Consider the following 19,539-nt stretch of genomic DNA (forward strand, 5'->3'; position numbering starts at 1 on the left):
ACCCCAGGATGGAGATCCCGGCATGGTTGCCGTCCGCCGATTTCGGCAGCGCCCGTTTCCCCGCGCCCGCGCCCTCGTGGTCGCCGCCGCCCTCGCGTTCAGCCTTGCCGCCTGCGCGGCCGAGGCCGATGACGGGCTTGTCGCCCGCGACACCGGCCCCACCGCGGCCGCCGGCCCGGGACCGCTGACCATCGCGACCAGTTTCCGGATCGACAACCTCGACCCACTGGAGAACGCGTTCTGGGGTCCGGAGTTCGGCTACGTCGAACTGTTGATGCGTCCGGAGCCGAACGGTGTCCCGTCGCCCTGGGTGCTGCAGAGCCTGACCAACGTCGACGAGACGACGTGGAAGCTGACGCTGCGTGAGGGCGTGAAGTTCGAGAACGGAAAGACCCTCGACGCCGAGTCGCTCGCCGAGCTGATCGAGTTCTGCGACGAGGAGAACGCCGGCTTCGCCGCCGCGGTGAACCTGGACGACGCCGAGGTCACCGGGCCGCTCGAGGTGACGCTGACGACGACCCAACCGGTGCCCGGGATGGCGAACATCCTCGCCGACGAGGCGAACGTGCCGGTGTTCGACGTGGACGCCTACGCGCAGCACCAGGAGGCCGGCAAACCGGTCGAAGACCTGTTGGACGCCGGCCTCTACACCGGTCCGTACGCCATGAAGTCGCTGACCTCGGAACGCGCCGAGCTCGAGCCGATGCCCGGGTACTGGGACGGGACGCCGGGCCTGTCGCACCTCACGATCAAGTTCGTCCCCGAGGCGACGGCGCGGGTGCAGGCGGTGCAGGCCGGGGAGGCCGACATCGCGCTCTACATGCCGACGACGATGCAGCGGAATCTGCAGGGCCGCAGCGATGCCTTCTTCGTCGCCGGGCCGCCGAACGGCACGACCTTCGCGCTGCAGATCAACAACGCACGCGCCCCGTACGACGACCCGACCGTACGGCAGGCCCTCCTGGCGGCGATCGACTACCGCGCGCTCGCCGAGGACGTCCTGAACGGCCTCGCCGAGGTCGCGACGAGCAGCATGACCGCCGACGCGGACTACGTCCTCGACCTGCAGGCCACCGACCTGGACAAGGCGAAGCGTCTGCTCGACGAGGCCGGCTGGACCGCCGCGGGCTCCGGCCCCCGCACCAAGGACGGCCAGAAACTGACACTCGAGATTCTGACGTACCCTCAGCAACCCGACAGCAACACGATCGGAGTCGCCCTGCAGGCGCAGCTCAAGGACCTCGGGTTCGAGGTCAAGGTCTCGCAGGTCCCGGACATCACCGAAGCCCGGAAGGGCTCGGACTGGGACGTCGCCATCGTCGGCGACTCGATCCTCTCGTTCACCCTCAGCCCGGTGGACGGACTCCGCCAGTCGCTGCACAGCGACTCCCCCGAGAACTATTCGAAGGTCGACAGTCCCGCGCTCGACGCGGTGATCTCCGAACTCGGCCGCGAGTTCGACGCCACGAAACGAACCGAGCTGCTCCGCCGGGCGCAGCAGATCATCGCCGACGAGGGCCTCTGGGCGGCGACCGTCCGCCGCAAGGGCATGGTCGTCACGAACGCGAAGTGGCGGAACTACCCGCTGCCCGTCGCGAACCTCTGGGTGACGGCCCGGACCGCGCCGTAGCCGGGGGGCCGCCGTGGTCCGCACCGTGCTGCACCGGCTCGGGCAGGCCGGCGTCACCCTGCTCGGCGGGGCGCTCGTCGTCTTCGTCCTGCTCCAGGTGACCCCGGGCGATCCGGCGCTGCGGATCCTGACCGCCCGGGGACAGCAGGACGTGGCGCCCGAGGCAGTCGCAGCGATGCGCGCGGAACTCGGGCTCGACGACCCGTTCTTCGTCCGGCTCCGGGACTTCCTGCACGGCCTGCTGACCGGCGACCTCGGCACGTCCTGGCAGACGGGTCGGCCGGTGACCGACGAGTTCGCCGGCCGCATGGAGGCGACGGCGATTCTCACCGTCAGTGCGCTCGCTCTCGCCGTCCTCGGGAGTATCGCCCTCGGCCTGCTGGCCGCGGCCTGGCCAGGCCGACTCCCGGATCTCGCGTCCCGTTCGGTGACCCTGGTGTGCCTGGTGGTCCCGAGCTTCGTGTTCGGCATCCTGCTGCTCGACGTGCTGGTCGTCGAGCTCGGCTTCGGTCGCGTGATCGCCGACGGGACCTGGGGCACGGTGGGACTGCCGGCGCTGACGCTCGCCCTCGGGTCGATCGCGGCGTGGTCACGCATCCTGCGGGCGGGTCTGCTCGAAGCCGGGTCGGCGCCGTACCTGCGGGTGGCGCAGGCGCGCGGCGCCGGCCCGGCGCGCCGGCTGTTCGTGCACCAGCTCCCCAACGCCCTGCCGGCCTACCTCACCTTGATCGGGATGGAGAGCGCCTTCCTGCTGGCCGGCGCCCCGGTGGTGGAGAGCGTCTTCACCTGGCCCGGCATCGGGCGCTACACGGTGCAGGCCGTCGAGGCGCGGGACATGCCGGTGGTCACCGGGTTCGCCCTGCTGGCGATCGGGTTGTTCGTCCTCACCAGCCTGCTCGTCGACCTGGTCAACGCCTGGCTCGATCCCCGGCTGCGGCAGGAGGCGACGTGAGCGCGCTGTTCGGGCACCGCGGTGCCCGGGTCGGCCTCGTGCTCGCCGGACTGCTGGCGTTGCTCGCCCTGCTCGGCCCGTTCCTCACGAGCGACCCCGACGCCCCGGACTACCGCAACCAACTCGCCGGCCCCAGCTGGGAGCACTGGCTCGGCACCGACCGGGCGGGACGTGACCTGCTCGCCCGCACCGTCGCCGGGGCGCAGACCTCCCTCGGGGCCGCGTTGCTGGTCACGGTCATCGCCACCGCGATCGGTCTGGTCGTCGGGATCCTGGCCGCCACCGGGGGGCGCGCCGTGGACGCGGTGCTCACCCGCGTCACCGACGTGCTGCTCGGCCTCCCCGGTACCGTCCTGACCCTCGCGATCGTCGGCGTTCTCGGGCCGGGCTTCCTCAACTTGGTGCTGGCCATGTCGGTCACCGGTTGGGCCGGCCTGGCGAAGCTCGCCCGGGCCTACGCCGGGGGTGCCCGCGCACGCCCGGACGTCCTCGCCGCCCGGATGGCGGGGGCGACGCCGACGCGGATCGCGCTCGGTCACGTCCTGCCCGGCACCGCAGCGCTGGTCGCCGTCGCGGCCACCCTGCGGATCGGGCACACCGTCATGGAACTCGCGGCCCTGTCCTTCCTCGGGCTCGGCGCCCAGCCCCCGACCGCGGAGTGGGGCAACATGCTCGCGGAGAGCCGCGAGACCCTGGCCGCCGCCCAGTGGCAGGTCCTCGGGCCTGGCGTGGGCCTCGTGCTGACCGTCCTCGCCGCGACCCTGATCGCGGACGCCCTCCGCGACGCCGTCGACCCCGGGAACCGGACATGACGTCCCCGGCGCTGCAGGTCGAGACACTGACGGTCCGTCATTCCAACGGCCATCTCGCGCTGGACGGCGTCGAACTCACCGTCCCGGCCGGGGCCCGAATCGGCGTTGTGGGCGCCTCCGGCTGCGGCAAGACGACGTTGCTTCGGGCCGTCCTCGGTCTGCTGCCCCCGGCCGCGGAGGTCACCGGCCGCATCCTGGTCGGTGGCCGGGACGTCCTCGCTCTCTCCACACGGGAACGACGCGCCCTGCTCGGACCGGTGATCGGCTACGTCGCCCAGGACCCGTTCGCCGCGTGCGACCCGCTGCGCTCGGTGCGCCACCACGTCGGCGAGGCGTGGACCGCTCACGGGCGGCGTCCACCGCCCGGGGCGATCGTCGACGCGCTGGCGCGGGTCGGGATCCCCGCGCCCCAGGTCCGCGCCGGTCAGCGCCCGTACCAGTGGTCGGGCGGGATGCTCCAGCGGGCCACCACGGTCGCCGCCACGGCGCACGGGCCACTGCTCACCCTCGCCGACGAACCGACCAGCGCGCTCGACGCCGACCTCGCCGACGACGCGCTCGAATTGCTGGTGCGAACCTCGTCGGCTCTGCTCCTGGTGAGCCACGACCTCGCCCTGGTGGCACGGCACACCGACCACATCGTCGTCCTGAGTGACGGTCAGATCGTGGAGGAGAACCTCTCCCACACGCTGCTGTGCTCGCCGGTCCACAACGTCACGCGGGCGCTCGTCCGCGCCGCGCGCCCACGGCCGCTGTCACCACTGCCCGCACGGCCCGACGCCCCGGCGGTGGCGCGCGTCCACCAGGCGCGACGGAGCTACCGCGTCGGGCCCGCGACGACGACCGCCGTCGACGGCGTCTGTCTGCGGGTCCGGGCGGGCGAGGTGGTGGGCATCGTCGGAGCTTCCGGGTCCGGCAAGTCGACCCTGCTGCGCATCGTCGCCGGGATGGAGCGACCCGACGCGGGAACGGTGCTCCTCGGGGACACCCCCGTCTGGGGCCGATCGCGCGCACCGCAGACGCCCCGGCCCGGCTACGTCATGCCGGTCTTCCAGAACCCGGTCAGCAGTCTCGATGCGCGCTGGTCGATCTGGCGCAGCGTCACGGAACCGCTCGTGCTGCGCGGCGCCCGGCTCTCCCGCACCCAGCGACGGGACCGAGCCCGGGCGGAGCTCGCCGCCGTGGGGCTCGACGGGCTGGACGTCGACCGCCTCCCGGGTTCGCTGTCGGTCGGCCAGTGCCAGCGGGTCGCCGTCGTCCGCGCGCTGATCGCGGAGCCCGCCCTCGTGGTCGCCGACGAACCGACCGCGAGCCTGGACGTCGAGGCCGCCGCGACGGTCGCCGCGTACCTGCGTTCTGCGGCCGACCGTGGCGTGGGCGTGCTCGTCGTCAGCCATGACGAACCGCGGCTGCGCTCCTACGCCGACCGGGTTCTGCGGATGCGGGAGGGGAAACTCTGCGGGGCGCCGGCGCCGGTCGATCCCACGCTCTCCGGCGCTACCGGCTCCCCCCGCGATCCTCGGACACCTCCACGATGAGGGCGAGTTCGCGCACCAGTTCGTCCATGGTCTGACCGGTCTGCGTGCGGACCAGCCCGAGCGCCAGCTCCGCCAGCATCCAGAAGGCCCGCGCCCGCGCTGCGTCGGAGTCGAACGCCCCGAGCAGCTGCTCGGCGCCGCCGAGATCGCCGCGCGAACGCGCGGCGATCACCCCGGCGGCGAGTTGAACGTCCTCAGCGAGGGTCGGTGACGGCACGTCAGCCCTTCCGCGCAGCGGAGAATCGCTCGGCGACGTTGGCCCAGTTGACGATGTCCCAGAGCTTGGTGACGTAGTCGGGGCGAACGTTCTTGTACTGCAGGTAGTACGCGTGCTCCCACGCGTCGAACACGAGCAGCGGCGTGGAACCGATGCCGACGTTGCCGTGGTGGTCGTAAACCTGCTGCACGACGAGGCGCTGGCCCACGGGCTCCCAACCGAGTACGCCCCACCCGGATCCCTGGACGCTGACGGTGGCGGTCTGCAGCTGCTTCGCAAACGCGGCGAACGAACCGAACTCGTCGTCGATCGCCGCCGCCAGCTCACCGTCGGGCTCGCCCCCACCGCCGGGCGTCAGATTGGTCCAGAAGATCTCGTGCAGGATGTGGCCGGACAGATTGAAGGCGAGTGTCTTCTCCAGTCCGACCAGGGCGGCCGGCGGAATGATCTCCTTCTCGCGCAGCTCGGCAATCGCATCGATCGTGTCGTTCGCGCCCTTGACGTAGGTCGCGTGGTGCTTGGAATGGTGCAGCTCCAGGATCTCGCCCGTGATCGCCGGCTCCAGGGCGCCGTAGTCGTAAGCGAGGTCGGGAAGGGTGTACGCAGCCATGAGCCCTCCTTATTGCGAATAGCTTGCAACAAGGACCCTAGTGCAGGACTTCGGTCAGCCCCGGCCGCCCCGGTTGAGGCGTTCGAGCATCTCGTTGTAGGCCTCGAGCTCGGCCCCGCCGTCGCGCGCGGCCTGCCGGTCGTAGCGGCGGGCGGCGTTCTGGTCGTCGCGCAGCCAGGACCGCGCCATCGACAACATCAGGAACGCGATCGGGATGTCGCCGAGCGCCCAGGCGATCCCGCCGCCGTTCTGCTGGTCGTCGAGCAACCCGGCGCCCCACTCCCGCGGGAACTGGCTGAACCACGAGGCGGCGAGCACCTCAGACCCGCTCATCATCGCGAGGCCGAAGAAGGCGTGGAACGCGAACGTCACCAGCAGCAGGAGGAGCCGGAAGATGTGCGGCGGACGCGCCGGGCCGGGGTCGGTGCCGCAGATCAGCCAGCAGAACACGTAGCCGACGATCAGGAAGTGCACCGTCATCAGCATGTGGCCGAGGTGCGTGCGCATCGCCAGCTCGAACAGCGGCGAGTAGTAGAAGACGACGAGGCTGCCGGCGAAGTTCACGGCCGCCACCAGCGGTGACGCGAGCACCCCGAGTACCCGGTTGTGGGTGAGCGCGAGCACCCACTCGCGTGGCCCGCGGCTGCCGTCCGACCGTGGGGTGAGCGTCCGCAGCGCCAACGTCACCGGCGCCGCGTGGACGAGCAGCAGCGGGACGACCATGCCGATCGTCATGTGCTGCAGCATGTGGAGGCTGAACAGGAACCGGCCGTAGACGCCGGGCGGCCCGCTCGTCGCGTAGACCAACAGCCCCCAGCCGGCGACCCAGACGACCGCGCGCCAGATCGGCCACGCGTCACCGCGGCGCCGGAGCCGGACGATCGCGCGGACGTACCACCCGCTCGCGACGACGGCGAGCACCGCCCAGAGCACGTCGAGCCGCCACGTCGTCAGCCACGCCGACCCCTCGGGCGGACCCGGCAGCGCGAAGCCGAGGACCGCCTCCGCGACCGTCGGCGCCACGCCCTCGGTCGCCGAGGGCTGCGTCGGCGAGGTGCGCGACAGCGCGACCGCGACGCCGAACGTCGTCGCCATCAGCGTCAGTTCCGTGAGCGCGAGGCGGACGAAGACGCCCGGCAGCTGCCCCGACTCCGCCCGAGAGATCAGGACGCCGCGCAGCGTGCGCCCCAGCAGCCCGATGATGACGACGAGACCGACCTTCAGGACGATCAGCGAGGCGTAGGTCGCGCCGATGTCCCCGTCGAGGCGCACGAGCAGCGCCCCGAGGCCGGAGAGCACGATCAGCGCGTAGCACCAGGTCGCCAGCACCGAGTAGCGCGCGAGGATCGCCGCGAGGTTGGTCCCGAGCGCGCGCCGCACCACGACGAGCGCGGCGAGGCCACCGACCCAGATTCCCCCGCCGAGGAGGTGGAGGAACTGCAGATCCACGGCCGGGCCGTGCAGTTCGGCGCCGGCCGAGTGGCCGAGCAGAGCGGTCGGGACGGTGGCCGCGATCGCGAGCACCGCCAGCACTCCCGCGGCCCACGTTCGCTGCGCCGCCAAGGCGCCGATCGCGACCAGCGCGGCGATGACGATGCCGCCGGCGTGGGCGCGGCCGAGGTCGAAGGACTGGACGAACTCGATCGTCGCGCCACCCGCCCCGGGGTCCCAGGGCGAGAGGCCGGACAGGTCGGCGTAGGTGAGCACGAGGACGACGAGGCCGACCACCGCCCAGGCCGCGGCGGCGAGACCGCCGAGCAACACTGCGCGAGCGCGCGCCCCTTCGAGCCGGTCGGGGTCACCACCCGGCCGCGGGGGCAGCACGACGGCGGCGAGCGCCAGTGCGCCGATCGTCAGCGCGGCGGCGACGTCGCGGAACGCGAGTGCGATCGGCAATCCCCACCGCACGGTCGCGCCGGGGTCTGAGAGATCGCCGGCCGGCGTCTCGATGCCGCCGGTACTGCCGAGCGCGATCACCGCGACCGCGGGCGCACAGAGCACCAGGGCCGCGCCGTAGGCAGCGCGCCGACGCGACGGTGCCGGACGAGTCGTGGTGGCCGAAGACGTCATGCCGCGAGCACCCGTCGCCGGATCACGGCGACCGCGACGCCGAGCACGAGCAGGATGCCGCCGGTCACCGCGGCCGCCTTCGCAACGCCCGAGTTGCCGCCGGATCCCGCGCACGCCGCGGAGACCTCGCCCGTCGCGGCCGGCGCGGCCGGGTCGGTCGCGAAGCGGAGCGTGCCGTTGATCGGGTGCCCGTCGGACGCGACGACGCGGTACGCGACCTCCCACTCCCGCGGCGTCGTGTCGGCGGGGACGGCCGAGGTGTCGACCCGCACGACGGGACCCGCCACGACCGGCCGGGTCCCGGGCACGGCCGTCCCGTCCACCCGCACCGTCATCTCGACGAACTCCGACCTCACCGGCTCAGAGAACGTCAGCCGGACGTCCTTCGGCGCGGCGGCGAGGGTCGCGTCGTACCCGGGCGAGCAGCCGACGAGGCCGGTGTGCGCCGCGGCCCCGGTCGCGAGGGTGAACTGACCCAACGTCAGGAGCAACAGGGTCACGAGCAGCCGGGCCCGCACGGCGGCCCCGACTCTTGTGAACCCGTTCACAATCATGCCTCTATTGTCGCTCGGGCCGGGCCGGGGCCGACGTCCGGGGTGGAGCCGTGCGATCGCACGGAACTCAGCGTGCCCAGGTGTCGAGGAATCCGTAAGGCTTGGAGGTCGTCCCGCTGGTCCGGAACGGCCGGCCGTCGGAGTCGATGCGCAGGATCCCGGACCGTCCGCCCGACGCCCACGGCAGCTCCAGGTGCCAGTCGCAGTCGCACCCGGTGGTCGTCGCGACGACCCGCAGCACGACCGGGTCCGTCCGCGACACGCGCAGCGGGAACGTCACAGCGGGCAGGCGCTCCTCCCCGTTCCCGCCGGAGCGGGGGCGCGCCACCGGGCGGGGCTGGTCGAGGTCGACGGCGAAGGACGCCGGCGTCAGCGCCCCGCCGCAGCCGAGCGACATCGCGTAGACGTTCCACCGCAGCGGATCCCGCCGCTCGTCCACCCGCACCGTGAGCCCCTGCAGGACGACCGGCACGTCCCCCGGCCCGGCCAAGGTCACCTCGACGATCGTCCGGCCGGCGTCGACCGCCCCCAACGGCTGCGCCCAGGCGGCGGCATCCGCCTCGACCGGCGGCTCCGGCACCTGGGCGGGCGGCCGATCGATCAGGTAGCTGTGGTCGCACCCCGCCTCCCAGACGTCGCTGCGGACGGTCGCCGACAAGACGCCCTCCGCCGACGACGAGACCGGGGAGCTCTCGACCGATCCGGGATCGTCGTCCCCCCCGAGCGCCACCGCGAGAGCCACCCCCGCGCCGGCGACGAGGACCGCCGCCGCCAGCGCCACCGCGATCAGCCGGCGGGGCGACCGACCCGCCGGGGGCTCCGGCGCCGCCGGCGGCGCGGCCGGGGGTTCGACCGGCGCCTCCGGTTCGGGCGCCGGCTCGGCCCCCCGGGTCCGGGCGGCGTCGGCGATCAGCCAGGCGCGATGGAGGGCGAGCATCTCCTCGCGGGAGGCCCCGCAGACCCGGCCGAAGCGGTCGATCACCGCGAACTCGGCGGGGACGGCCTCGCCGGAGCAGTACCGGTGCAGGGTCGAGGTCCCGACGTGGACTCGCTGCGCGAGCGCGCCGAAACTCAGCCCCGATCGGTCCTTGAGCTCCCGCAGCCGGCCCGCAAGGTCCTGCGCCGCCTCGGTCACAGCTGCCCTTCCTCGTCCCGCTCCGGCGTCCCACCCCGGGCACATCCCTGCAGGTCAGCGGCCTGGAAGTGTCCCAGCGTCCCGTCCCGGACAGGATCCGTTGCGGGACGTCCGCGGCCTGCCGACGCTGATCTCACCGCACCATTCGACACCACCTCTGGGGGGAATCCCGTGAACCAGCTCCGCCGCCGCGTCCTGCCGCTCGTGATCAGCGCCGCCGCTCTGACCCTGCTCGTCGGGTGCGGGGACGACGCCGTCGACCAGGCCGCCGACCTCCCGGCCGCCTCGGCCACCGCGACCGTCGACCCGACCCCGACCGCCGAGACCACCCCGACCGCCGAGACCACCCCGACCGCCGAGACCACCCCGACCGCGAGCGTCCCCGGCTTTCTCACCGGCACCGACCTGCCGAAGCACCCGACCTCGGCCTGGTTCGCCGGCAAGGTCACCGCCGGCATGCCGGAGTTCGGCCCGTTCTGCGTCGAGGACGCCCTCAAGACGCAGAAGAAGGTCTGGCACCGCCAGTTCGGCACCGAGTTCGACACGAACGCAACCCAGGTCGTGGTCCGCCTGGACTCCGAGGACGACGCGATCGCCTTTCTGGACGTCCTCGCCCACGGCGCCGCGCTGTGCGCCGAGGACTGGCTGGGCGGCTTCCCCGACGGCAAGTCCGACTCGAAGGACTACGGCGCCCCCAGCGCGAACACCCACGTCTACGGGGTCTGGACCTCGGTGCCGGAGTCCGAGGACGGCGCCCACCTGTACGGCATCGGCCGCGACGGCAACCTCGTGACCGTCGTGTCCTGGGGCCAGATGGGCAACCTCGACGACGCCCCGGTCGCCGCGTTCAAGCAGACGATCCTGACCGCGATCGCCAAGCTCGCCTGACCGTTCAACAAGGGGTGACACCCCTTGTTGAACGGGAACCGTCAGCCGCCCGAGCCCAGGTCTCGGGCGGCTCGCGGCGTCCGGCGGGGGTGGGCCTGCAGGGCCCGGGTCACCGTCCGCGGCTCGGCGCCGAAGCCGAGGAACAGGGTGCGCCAGCTCGAGGCGACCATCTCGAGAGCCAGGTCCGGCGCCAGCAGCCCCGAGAGCTGGAGCGAGACCACCCCGTGCAGGGCCGCCCAGAGCTGCACCGCCAGGTCGAACGGGTCACCCGCGGCGAGTTGGCCGCCCTCGACGCACCGGGCCACGAGCTGGACGAGGCGGTCGAAGGTGTCCAGGCCGATCGTGTCGTCGGCCGGCTCGTGGTGGTCGAGGAACATGACCCGGTACAGGTGCGGGTTCTCGACCGCGTTGTCGTAGTACTCCCACCCCGCGCGGACGAGGTCGGCGAGGGGATTGCGGGTCGGGGTCACCGACTCCAGGTGCTCCCGCAGCCGGGCGAAGCCCTCCCGGCGAACCTCCTGCCGCAGGTTCTGCATCCCGCCGAAGTGCGTGTAGACGGCCATCGTCGACGTCCCCACCTCGTCGACGAGTCGCCGCAGCGTCAGACTGCCCGAGCCCCCGGTCGCGATCTGCCGCGCCGCCGCCTCCAGCAGCGCGGTCCGCACCGACGGGTCGGCGGCCTTCGGGCTCATGCTTGGCATCTTCGCATAACAATGCTATGAATTGCCCACATAGCACTGTTATGCGACGGCGAGCCCCGGAGGCGACCGTGACCGCAACAGCCGAGAACCCTTACCTCACCGACAACTTCGGCCCGGTCGCGACGGAGACGACCGCCGTCGACCTCCCGGTCACCGGCACGCTGCCCGCCCATCTCGACGGGCGGTACCTGCGCAACGGGCCGAACCCCGTCACCCCCGTCGACCCGACGCAGCACCACTGGTTCCTCGGGACCGGCATGGTGCACGGCGTCCGGATCCGCGACGGGAAGGCCGAGTGGTACCGCAACCGCTTCGTGCGCTCGGCCGACGTCGCGGCGGCCCTCGGCGAGCAGCCGCGCCCCGGCGCCAAGCCGCACGTCGGCTGGGACTTCCCCGCCAACACCAACGTCGTCGTGCAGGGCGGGCGGACGTTCGCGATCGTCGAGGCGGGCGGCCGGCCCTACGAACTCACCGACGACCTCGAGACCGTCGGCGCCTGCGACTTCGACGGCACCCTGCCCGGCGGGTACACCGCCCACCCGAAGCGCGACCCGGCCACCGGCGAGCTGCACGCCGTCTCGTACTACTGGGGCTGGGGCAACCAGGTGCAGTACACGGTGCTCGGCACCGACGCCCGGGTGAAGCGCGTGGAGAACATCGCCGTCACGGGCAGCCCGATGATGCACGACTTCTCCCTGACCGAGAACCACGTCGTCCTCTACGACCTGCCGTGCGTGTTCGACCTCGACCCGATCCGCGAGCTGTGGCCCCGTCCGATCGGCGACGTCGCCCGCTGGAACGCGTCGCTGTTCGTCGGCAAGCGCCGCACCCCCGACCCCGTCGCCGCGTTCTTCACCCGCAAGGTGCTCGGTGCCAAGGCCCCGAAGTTCCCGTACCGCTGGGACCCGAACTATCCGGCGCGCGTCGGCGTGATGCCGCGGACCGGGACGGCGAAGGACGTCCGCTGGTTCGAGATCGAGCCCTGCTACGTCTTCCACCCGCTGAACGCCTACGACGACGGGGACAAGCTCGTCCTCGACGTCGTCCGGCACCCGCGGATGTTCGACGCGAAGCCCCTCGGCCCGGACGAGGGCCCCTCGACCCTCGACCGCTGGACCGTGGACCTGACCGCGGGCAAGGTCCTCGCCGAGCGCCGCAGCGACCTGAGCCAGGAGTTCCCCCGGGTGGACGAACGCGTGGTCGGCCGCCGGCACCGGTACGGCTACGCCGTCGGGTTCCGGAGCACCCGTGCCGACGCCCTGATCCGCCACGACCTGGTCACCGGGGACGCCACCAGGCGCACCTTCTCCCCCGGCACGAACCTCAGCGAGTTCCTCTTCGTCCCGGACGCCGACGACAGCCCCGAGGACCGCGGCACGCTGATGGGCTTCGCCTACGACCCGGGCCGCGACGCCAGCGACCTGCTGCTCCTGGACTCCCAGACCCTGGAGACCGTCGCCGCCGTCCACCTGCCGGCCCGCGTCCCCGCCGGGTTCCACGGCAACTGGGCCCCCACCGTCGGCTGAGGGGCGGACGCAGAAAAGGCGCCCCGAAGGACGCCTTTCGTGACGAGCTCCCGCATTTGGACTCGAACCAAAAACCTGCCGGTTAACAGCCGGCTGCTCTGCCAATTGAGCTATGCGGGATCGCGGTGGAGCTGATCGGCCGGGAGGGTCGCCCCCGGGACCTCGGAAAGATTAGCGCACCGCCCGGGGCGTCCGTGGCCGGTATTGATCGTTGACGCGCCGGGTGGTGTGCCCCACACCGGGACCAGCCAGGTTTCCCCGTCCGGCCACGGGTAGGGCCTTCTCAGCGAACGGACCAACGCGGAGGAGGCACAGGACGATGGGTAAGGCGATGTTCCTGACCGGGGCAGCCGTCGGATACGTGCTCGGGGCCCGCGCCGGGCGCGAGCGGTACGAGCAGATCTGCCGGGCCACGGAGCAACTCCGGGCGAATCCGAAGGTCCAGCAGGCGACGGAGATGGCCACCGCGCGGGGCGGCGAGATCGCCCACAAGGTGGCCGACACCGCCACGGAGAAGGCGCACACCATGGCTGGCGCCGTGGCCGACAAGGCCCCGAACTGGATGCCGGGCTCCCGCGACTCAGGCATGAGCGAGTCGACGGCGAGTGACACCGGTATGCCCAGGCCGATGAGCAACGGGCGCACGATGCCCTAGGCACCCAACACAACGTCCGAAGATGTGGCCGCAATAGCAGCCACATCTTCGGACGTTCGTGGTTTAAGCGAGGTACTCGCGCAGCTCCGCGGCTGCGGGGCGGTGGCGGAGCTTGGCGAGGGTGTTGGCCTCGATCTGACGGACCCGCTCCCGGGTGACGCCGAAGATCTGGCCGACCTCCTCGAGCGTGTGCGGGTTGCCGTCGTCGAGGCCGTAGCGCATCGTCACGACGCGCTTCTCGCGCTCGCCGAGCGTCTCGAGCAGGGCGTCGAGGTCCGAGCGGAGCATCGAGACCGACGCGGCGTCGGCCGGACAGGCGGCGTCGACGTCCTCGATCAGGTCACCGAACTCCGACTCCTCCGCCTCGCCGACCGGCGTGTGCAGGGAGACCGGGTCCTGGGCGTAGCGCAGGGCCTCCATGACGCGCTCGGGCGTCATGTCCAGGACGACGGCGAGCTCTTCGATCGTGGGCTCGATGCCGTGCTCCTGGTGCATGGTGCGCTGCAGCCGGATGATCTTGTTGATGATCTCGACGACGTGCACCGGCACGCGGATCGTGCGGGCCTGGTCGGCGAGCGCGCGGGTGACCGCCTGGCGGATCCACCACGTCGCGTAGGTCGAGAACTTGTAGCCCTTGGTGTAGTCGAACTTCTCGACCGCCCGGATCAGACCGAGGTTGCCCTCCTGGACGAGGTCCAGGAACGGCAGGCCACGGCCGGAGTAGCGCTTCGCGATCGAGACGACCAGACGCAGGTTGGCCTCGATGAGCTTCTGCTTCGCGACCATGCCGTCGCGGGCGATGATGTCGAGCTCCCGGCGCAGCTGCGGGTCGGGCGCCGGCTCCGCGTCGAGGCGGGCGGTGGCGAACACGCCGGCCTCGATCCGGCGGGAGAGCTGCACCTCCTCCTCGGCCGTGAGCAGCGGGACCCGTCCGATCTCCTTGAGGTAGTGCCGCACCAGGTCGGTGACCGGGACCGAGGCCTCGGCGACGACGGGCGTCTCCTCCTCGTCCTCCTCGATGACCGCGGTGACGAGCTCGGCCTCGGCCGGCTCCGCGGCCTCGACCGCCTCGGCCGTGTCAACCTCCGGCGCCACCACGGCGTCGGACGTGGACACGGGAGACGCGGGCGCGGGCACCCGCACGTCGCTGCCGGCCTCCGGGGCGATCGTCAGCGCACGGGTGCGACGAGCACGTCCCGACGCGGGCGATACACCGGTCACGTCGGTCGACGTAGTGCGAGCCACGACACCCCCCGGGGCCTTCACCGAGCTGGACCAGGGTGATCACCCTGGCATCGGATCTCAGTGTGGAGGGGTGGCCGTGGGGCGCACCGGCACTTGGTGAAACGTGGAAGTTCTTGCGTACCGGAGCGACCCGATTACGCCCGGTATGTCTACCCGGACGGGCCAAGGGAGCTCACAATCCGTCAATGACGCGCTCACGAAGCGCGTGCCGGTACTGCTCGAGGGCGATGACCTCGCCGAACTGCCGGTTGTAGGCCTCGGTCTCCTCGACCGGGTTCATGCGCTGGAGCTTGCCCTTGAGCACGTCGATGCGGCGGGAGACGGCCGCGACCTGGATCGCGGAGAGCTGCTCCCAGGCGTAGCGACGGTTCGGCTCCCCTGCGGCTCGCAAAGACTCGACCGCGAGTTCGGCGATCAGGCCCCGCAGCATCTCGTGGGGCACCGCGGCCCGGATCTTGCCGACCCAGGTGTCCCCCGCCGCGGCCGAGGCCGTCCCGCCCGCGCCGACTATCGCCTCGTGGATCGCCCGGTACGCGGGGGCGGTGAAGCAGTCCGGCTCCAGTCCGTCGTAGGTCGGGCCGGCCAGCTGCGGGTACTGCAGCGCGACCTTGAGCAACTCGCGCTCGACCATGATCGACGGGTCCCGCGGGTCGGGCCGCGGCATCTTCTCCTTCGGCGGCGCCTCGGGAGCCTCGGGCGCCGCGGCGGGTGCGCCGTTCGGGCCGCTGCGGGCCCCGCGGCGCGCGATCTCCGACAGCGTCGACATGACCGCGTCGACCTCCATGCCGAGCCACCCGGCCAGCAGGCGGCCGTACTCGTGGCGGCGCGCGCGGTCGCGGATGTTGATGACCTTCGGCGCCGCGGCCTGCATCGCGGAGACCCGGCCCTCGGCGGTGTCGAGGTTGTAGCGCTTGAGCTCGGCGCGGATCGCGAACTCCACCAGCGGCACCCGCGAGGCGACGAGCTCACGCACCGCGTCGTCGCCCTTCTGCAGGCGCAGGTCGCACGGGTCCAGGCCATCGGGCTCGACCGCGACGAACGTCTGCGTCATGAACCGTTGGTCCTGGTCGTCGTAGGCCTTCTGGGCCGCCTTCTGACCGGCGGCGTCGCCGTCGAAGGTGAAGATGACCTCTCCGCGGAACTCCGAGGCGTCCATCAGCAGGCGGCGCAGGATCTGGACGTGATCGCTGCCGAACGCGGTGCCGCAGGTGGCGATCGCCGTGGGGACGCCCGCGATGTGACAGGCCATCACATCCGTGTAGCCCTCGACGATCACGGCCTGCCCGCGGCGTTTGATCTCCTTCTTCGCCAGGTCGAGGCCGTAGAGGAGGTGGCTCTTCTTGTACAGCGACGTCTCGGGGGTGTTGACGTACTTGGCCTCGATGCGGTCGTCGTCGTAGAGCCGGCGCGCCCCGAAGCCGACGACGTCGCCGGTGATGTCGCGGATCGGCCAGAGCAGCCGTCCCATGAACCGGTCGATCAGGCCGCGCTGCCCCTCGCGGGCGAGGCCCGCCCCGATGAGTTCCTCGCCGGTGAACTGCCGGCCGCGCAGGTGCTTGGACAGCTCGTCCCAACCCCGCGGCGCGTACCCGACACCGAACATCTGCGCGTGCTCGAGGGTGAACCCGCGCTCGTCGAGGAAGCGCCGCGCGGCGACCGCCTCCGGACTGTCGACGAGGAGGTTGGCGTAGAACTCGGCGGCCGCGGTGTTCGCCTCGACGAGCCGGGTGCGCCGTCCGGCCGGCTGGCGCGGGGCCGACCCGCCCTCCTCGTACCGCAGCGTGATGCCGGCGCGCGACGCCAGGCGCTCGACGGCCTCGGCGAAGGTGAGGTGGTCGGTCTTCATGACGAAGTCGATGACGTCGCCACCCTCGCCACATCCGAAGCAGTGGAAGAAGCCCTTGGCCGGGTTGACGTTGAACGACGGCGACTTCTCGTCGTGGAACGGGCACAGCCCCTTCAGCGACCCGCCCCCGGCGTTGCGGAGGCCGACCTGCGCGCCGATCACGTCCTCGATGCGAGAGCGTTCTCGGACCAGCGCGATGTCCTCGTCCTTGATGCGCCCGGCCACGCGGCGGAGTCTAGGCGCTTTCCCCGACCGGAGACCCGTGGGTGTGGACGCCTAGGTTTTCGCCATGAGCGACCGCGAACGCAGCGACCTGCTGGACACCCTCCGCCACCACCGGCACCTGCTCCGCCACACCGCCTTCGGCCTCCGCGACGACCAGGCCCGGACCCGGTCGACGGTCTCGGAACTGACCGTCGGCGGGCTGATCCAGCACGTCACGCGCATGGAGTCGCGCTGGGCCGGGTTCCTCGGGCGGGGTACCGAAGCCTTCGGCACCGACCCCGAGGCCGCCCACGCCGCCCACCGGGCCAGCTTCGTGATGCGGGAGGACCAGACGCTGGAGGAGATCCTCGCCGCCCACGCCGCCCAGGCCGCCCGCACTGACGACCTGGTCCGCTCCGTCGATCTCGACGCCGACCACGCCCTCCCCGTCACCCCCTGGTGGCCCGAGGGCACCCGCTGGACCTGCCGCCGCGCGATCCACCACGTCGTCGCCGAGACCGCCCAGCACGCCGGCCACGCCGACATCATCCGCGAGGCCCTCGACGGCCAGAAGTCGATGGGCTGAGCTCCCCCGAGTGGAGATGACATCTCCACCGAGGACGCCCACTTCCGGTGGAGATGACATCTCCACTGCAACCGCCTGTTTCGTTGGAGATGACATCTCCACTGCAAACCGCCTATGGCGTTGGAGATGACATCTCCACCGGGGAGGGGTCAGGCGGGGGCGCCGAGCGAGGGCATGCCGAGCGAGACCGCCCTCGTGGTCTCGGCGGGGCGGGCCTGGGCGGCCTCCCAGGCGTCGCCGCCGCGGGTGCGGCGCGGCACCGAGGCCGGGCCGTCGGCGACGAGGTGGTGCGGCGCCGCGTAGGTGATCGTCGTCGTGACGATGTCGCCGGGCCGGGGCTCGGGGGCGTCGGGGTTCGGCACGAAGTGGACGAGCCGGTTGTCCCGGGCCCGGCCGGACAGGCGCCGGGTGACCGCGTCCTTCTTCCCCTCACCGGTGGCGACGAGAACCTCGACCTCCCGGCCGACCTGCTTCTTCGCCTCGTCCCAGGAGATCTCCTCCAGCAGCGCGACCAGCCGGCCGTACCGCTCGGTGACGACCTGCGGCGGGACCTGGTCCGGGTAGTCCGCGGCCGGGGTGCCGGGGCGCTTCGAGTACTGGAACGTGAAGGCGGAGGCGAACCGCGCCTCGCGGACGACGTCGAGCGTGGCGGCGAAGTCCGCCTCGGTCTCCCCCGGGAATCCGACGATGATGTCGGTGGTGATCGCGGCGTCCGGCATCGCGGCGCGGACGCGCTCGATGATTCCGAGGTAGCGCTCTGCCCGGTAGGACCGGCGCATCCGGCGCAGCACCTCGTCCGACCCCGACTGCAGCGGCATGTGCAGCTGCGGCATCACGTTGTGGGTCTCGGCCATCGCGGCGATGACGTCGTCGGTGAAGCTCGCCGGGTGCGGCGAGGTGAAGCGGACGCGCTCCAGCCCCTCGACGTCCCCGCACGCACGCAGCAGCTTGCCGAACGCCAACTTGTCGCCGAACTCGACGCCGTAGGAGTTCACGTTCTGCCCGAGCAGGGTGATCTCCAGGACCCCGTCGGCGACGAGCGTCTCGATCTCACGGAGGATGTCGCCCGGCCGGCGGTCCTTCTCCTTGCCGCGCAGCGCCGGAACGATGCAGAACGTACAGGTGTTGTTGCACCCGACGGCGATCGCGACCCACGCCGCGTAGGCCGACTCCCGCCGCGCGGGCAGCGTCGAGGGGAAGACGTCGAGCGCCTCGAGAATCTCGACCTGCGCCTCCTGCTCGACCCGCGCCCGTTCGAGCAGCACGGGGAGCGACCCCACGTTGTGCGTCCCGAAGACGACGTCGACGTACGGCGCCTTGCGGACGATCTCCGCCCGGTCCTTCTGGGCCAGGCAGCCGCCGACGGCGATCTGCATCCCCGGCTTCGCCGCCTTCACCGAGGCGACGTGGCCGAGGTTCCCGTACAGCCGGTTGTCCGCGTTCTCCCGGACCGCGCAGGTGTTGAACACGACGACGTCCGGGGCCTCGCCCGCGGGCACGCGCGAGTAGCCCGCGTCCTCCAGCAGCCCCGCGAGGCGCTCGGAGTCGTGGACGTTCATCTGGCACCCGTAGGTGCGCACCTCGTAAGTCCTGCTCACAGCCCCTCCAGGGTACGGCGCGCCCGACCCTCCCCCGTCCCCGCCGCCTCTCGCGCCCCCGCCCGCCCCGCCCCCGCCGCTTCACCAGCCACCCCGCGTGCTTCACCAGCTCAGCCCCCGCTTCACCAGGCGGCCCGGCCAGTGACGTGAGTGCTCAGCCGGTGAAGACGCCGGGGACCGGCGGAAACTCCGGCGACAGGACGCGACCAGGGCGGGAACACTGGCGGGGTGGAGGTGCAGTTCACGCGACGGCCGGACAACGGGACCGTCGCCGAGTTCACCCGCGCCGACGGGGTGCGGGTGCGGGTCGACTCCTACGACCGGACGGGGTTGGTCCCCCACGACGCGTCGCACCTGCTGATCGAGCGGGCGTTCCGGCTGGCCCACGGGTTCTGGGGCTGCGTGTCCGACGGCGCGGTCTTCGCGACGGTCGAGATCGTCGCCGGCCGGACCAAGTACGACCACCGGGCCCGCTCCGCCGCGCTGGTCAAGGAGCACAGTGCCGAACTGGGACTCGCCGAGCGGGTCGTCGGCACCGTCCTGAATGCCCTCGCGGGCGAGCAGCCGAACCTGGTCCGCGACCTGACCTCGACCTGGGCGATCAGCTCCCTGCCCCCGCCGCCCCGCGACATGCTCGCGGCCGCCGCCGAGACCGCTCTCGCCGACCTCCGCGACCTCCAGCGCCGCTGGGCCTGCCTCCCCACCGGTGGCACCTTCGCTCTCGACTGGCCCGCGCCCCGCCCGGCCCGTCGCCGCTGACCCGCCCTGCGGC

Annotated in this window: 18 protein-coding genes and 1 tRNA gene; 9 read left to right on the plus strand and 10 right to left on the minus strand. The window is 72.1% G+C overall.

Going from position 1 to position 19,539, the window contains the following annotated elements; translation table 11 throughout:
* The first annotated feature begins 22 nt into the window (after nucleotides 1-22).
* The 4 genes from ABD401_RS21875 to ABD401_RS21890 are packed head-to-tail and all read left to right on the plus strand — an operon-like array spanning nucleotide 23 to nucleotide 4,932.
* Nucleotides 23-1,630 carry an ABC transporter substrate-binding protein gene (locus ABD401_RS21875; protein ID WP_344608744.1) on the plus strand — a complete coding sequence of 536 codons (1,608 nt, stop codon included), beginning with the start codon at nucleotides 23-25 and terminating at the stop codon, nucleotides 1,628-1,630.
* Nucleotides 1,631-1,643: 13 nt separating this feature from the next.
* Entirely contained in the window at nucleotides 1,644-2,582 is a 939-nt protein-coding gene (locus tag ABD401_RS21880) for an ABC transporter permease (protein ID WP_344608746.1), read from the plus strand.
* Complete coding sequence (locus ABD401_RS21885; protein WP_344608748.1) at nucleotides 2,579-3,394, plus strand: ABC transporter permease; 816 nt, start codon at nucleotides 2,579-2,581, stop codon at nucleotides 3,392-3,394. The genes ABD401_RS21880 and ABD401_RS21885 overlap by 4 nt, the downstream gene beginning before the upstream one ends.
* Complete coding sequence (locus ABD401_RS21890; protein WP_344608750.1) at nucleotides 3,391-4,932, plus strand: ABC transporter ATP-binding protein; 1,542 nt, start codon at nucleotides 3,391-3,393, stop codon at nucleotides 4,930-4,932. The genes ABD401_RS21885 and ABD401_RS21890 overlap by 4 nt, the downstream gene beginning before the upstream one ends.
* Here the strand turns inward: ABD401_RS21890 and ABD401_RS21895 are convergent.
* The 5 genes from ABD401_RS21895 to ABD401_RS21915 form a co-directional block, all read right to left on the minus strand.
* Nucleotides 4,892-5,149, minus strand: a complete 258-nt coding sequence (locus ABD401_RS21895) for a hypothetical protein (RefSeq protein ID WP_344608752.1) — start codon at nucleotides 5,147-5,149, stop codon at nucleotides 4,892-4,894. The genes ABD401_RS21890 and ABD401_RS21895 overlap by 41 nt on opposite strands.
* A gap of 1 nt (nucleotide 5,150) precedes the next feature.
* Nucleotides 5,151-5,759, minus strand: a complete 609-nt coding sequence (locus tag ABD401_RS21900; RefSeq protein WP_344608754.1) for a superoxide dismutase — start codon at nucleotides 5,757-5,759, stop codon at nucleotides 5,151-5,153.
* Between the two features lie 54 nt (nucleotides 5,760-5,813).
* Complete coding sequence (locus ABD401_RS21905) at nucleotides 5,814-7,829, minus strand: bifunctional copper resistance protein CopD/cytochrome c oxidase assembly protein (RefSeq protein ID WP_344608756.1); 2,016 nt, start codon at nucleotides 7,827-7,829, stop codon at nucleotides 5,814-5,816.
* Nucleotides 7,826-8,383, minus strand: a complete 558-nt coding sequence (locus ABD401_RS21910; protein WP_344608758.1) for a copper resistance CopC family protein — start codon at nucleotides 8,381-8,383, stop codon at nucleotides 7,826-7,828. The genes ABD401_RS21905 and ABD401_RS21910 overlap by 4 nt, the downstream gene beginning before the upstream one ends.
* A 67-nt stretch (nucleotides 8,384-8,450) precedes the next feature.
* Nucleotides 8,451-9,518 (minus strand): helix-turn-helix domain-containing protein, encoded by a 1,068-nt coding sequence (locus ABD401_RS21915; protein ID WP_344608759.1) that lies wholly within the window; start codon nucleotides 9,516-9,518, stop codon nucleotides 8,451-8,453.
* 171 nt (nucleotides 9,519-9,689) lie between these two features.
* Between ABD401_RS21915 and ABD401_RS21920 the strand changes: the two genes are divergently transcribed.
* A complete protein-coding gene (locus tag ABD401_RS21920) occupies nucleotides 9,690-10,406 on the plus strand; it encodes a hypothetical protein (RefSeq protein ID WP_344608761.1) in 717 nt (238 codons plus the stop codon).
* 41 nt (nucleotides 10,407-10,447) lie between these two features.
* Here ABD401_RS21920 and ABD401_RS21925 read toward each other — a convergent pair whose 3' ends face one another.
* Nucleotides 10,448-11,098: a TetR/AcrR family transcriptional regulator gene (locus ABD401_RS21925; RefSeq protein ID WP_344608763.1), complete on the minus strand. Its 651-nt coding sequence runs from the start codon at nucleotides 11,096-11,098 to the stop codon at nucleotides 10,448-10,450.
* A gap of 50 nt (nucleotides 11,099-11,148) precedes the next feature.
* On the opposite strand from ABD401_RS21925, the gene ABD401_RS21930 reads away from it, so the two are divergent.
* Nucleotides 11,149-12,633 (plus strand): carotenoid oxygenase family protein, encoded by a 1,485-nt coding sequence (locus tag ABD401_RS21930; protein WP_425566224.1) that lies wholly within the window; start codon nucleotides 11,149-11,151, stop codon nucleotides 12,631-12,633.
* A 47-nt stretch (nucleotides 12,634-12,680) separates the two neighbouring features.
* On the opposite strand, the gene ABD401_RS21935 is transcribed toward ABD401_RS21930, so the two are convergent.
* Nucleotides 12,681-12,753: transfer RNA gene (locus ABD401_RS21935), tRNA-Asn, on the minus strand.
* A gap of 199 nt (nucleotides 12,754-12,952) precedes the next feature.
* On the opposite strand from ABD401_RS21935, the gene ABD401_RS21940 reads away from it, so the two are divergent.
* Complete coding sequence (locus ABD401_RS21940) at nucleotides 12,953-13,288, plus strand: YtxH domain-containing protein (RefSeq protein WP_344608767.1); 336 nt, start codon at nucleotides 12,953-12,955, stop codon at nucleotides 13,286-13,288.
* A 63-nt stretch (nucleotides 13,289-13,351) separates the two neighbouring features.
* On the opposite strand, the gene ABD401_RS21945 is transcribed toward ABD401_RS21940, so the two are convergent.
* Together ABD401_RS21945 and dnaG are read right to left on the minus strand one after the other, a co-directional pair.
* The gene (locus ABD401_RS21945) at nucleotides 13,352-14,509 is read right to left on the minus strand and encodes an RNA polymerase sigma factor (protein ID WP_425566225.1); all 1,158 of its coding nucleotides are present in this window, start codon (nucleotides 14,507-14,509) and stop codon (nucleotides 13,352-13,354) included.
* Between the two features lie 196 nt (nucleotides 14,510-14,705).
* Complete coding sequence (dnaG, locus tag ABD401_RS21950) at nucleotides 14,706-16,604, minus strand: DNA primase (RefSeq protein WP_344608769.1); 1,899 nt, start codon at nucleotides 16,602-16,604, stop codon at nucleotides 14,706-14,708.
* A gap of 64 nt (nucleotides 16,605-16,668) precedes the next feature.
* On the opposite strand from dnaG, the gene ABD401_RS21955 reads away from it, so the two are divergent.
* Complete coding sequence (locus ABD401_RS21955; protein WP_344608771.1) at nucleotides 16,669-17,169, plus strand: mycothiol transferase; 501 nt, start codon at nucleotides 16,669-16,671, stop codon at nucleotides 17,167-17,169.
* Nucleotides 17,170-17,318: 149 nt separating this feature from the next.
* Here ABD401_RS21955 and miaB read toward each other — a convergent pair whose 3' ends face one another.
* A complete protein-coding gene (miaB, locus tag ABD401_RS21960) occupies nucleotides 17,319-18,767 on the minus strand; it encodes a tRNA (N6-isopentenyl adenosine(37)-C2)-methylthiotransferase MiaB (protein WP_344608773.1) in 1,449 nt (482 codons plus the stop codon).
* Between the two features lie 228 nt (nucleotides 18,768-18,995).
* Between miaB and ABD401_RS21965 the strand changes: the two genes are divergently transcribed.
* Nucleotides 18,996-19,526, plus strand: a complete 531-nt coding sequence (locus tag ABD401_RS21965; protein WP_344608775.1) for a hypothetical protein — start codon at nucleotides 18,996-18,998, stop codon at nucleotides 19,524-19,526.
* The last annotated feature ends 13 nt before the right edge of the window (nucleotides 19,527-19,539 follow it).

Origin of the sequence: Sporichthya brevicatena (genome assembly GCF_039525035.1) — a bacterium.
Classification (GTDB): Bacteria; Actinomycetota; Actinomycetes; order Sporichthyales; family Sporichthyaceae; genus Sporichthya; species Sporichthya brevicatena.

What these genes read in the sequence shown, in the direction of transcription:
- ABD401_RS21875 (WP_344608744.1), top strand. Translation starts at nt 23, where the DNA reads ATGGTTGCCGTCCGCCGATTTCGGCAGCGCCCGTTTCCCCGCGCCCGC.
- ABD401_RS21890 (WP_344608750.1), top strand. Translation starts at nt 3,391, where the DNA reads ATGACGTCCCCGGCGCTGCAGGTCGAGACACTGACGGTCCGTCATTCC.
- ABD401_RS21905 (WP_344608756.1), bottom strand. Translation starts at nt 7,829, where the DNA reads ATGACGTCTTCGGCCACCACGACTCGTCCGGCACCGTCGCGTCGGCGC.
- ABD401_RS21925 (WP_344608763.1), bottom strand. Translation starts at nt 11,098, where the DNA reads ATGAGCCCGAAGGCCGCCGACCCGTCGGTGCGGACCGCGCTGCTGGAG.
- ABD401_RS21910 (WP_344608758.1), bottom strand. Translation starts at nt 8,383, where the DNA reads ATGATTGTGAACGGGTTCACAAGAGTCGGGGCCGCCGTGCGGGCCCGG.
- ABD401_RS21930 (WP_425566224.1), top strand. Translation starts at nt 11,149, where the DNA reads ATGCGACGGCGAGCCCCGGAGGCGACCGTGACCGCAACAGCCGAGAAC.
- ABD401_RS21940 (WP_344608767.1), top strand. Translation starts at nt 12,953, where the DNA reads ATGGGTAAGGCGATGTTCCTGACCGGGGCAGCCGTCGGATACGTGCTC.
- ABD401_RS21955 (WP_344608771.1), top strand. Translation starts at nt 16,669, where the DNA reads ATGAGCGACCGCGAACGCAGCGACCTGCTGGACACCCTCCGCCACCAC.
- ABD401_RS21900 (WP_344608754.1), bottom strand. Translation starts at nt 5,759, where the DNA reads ATGGCTGCGTACACCCTTCCCGACCTCGCTTACGACTACGGCGCCCTG.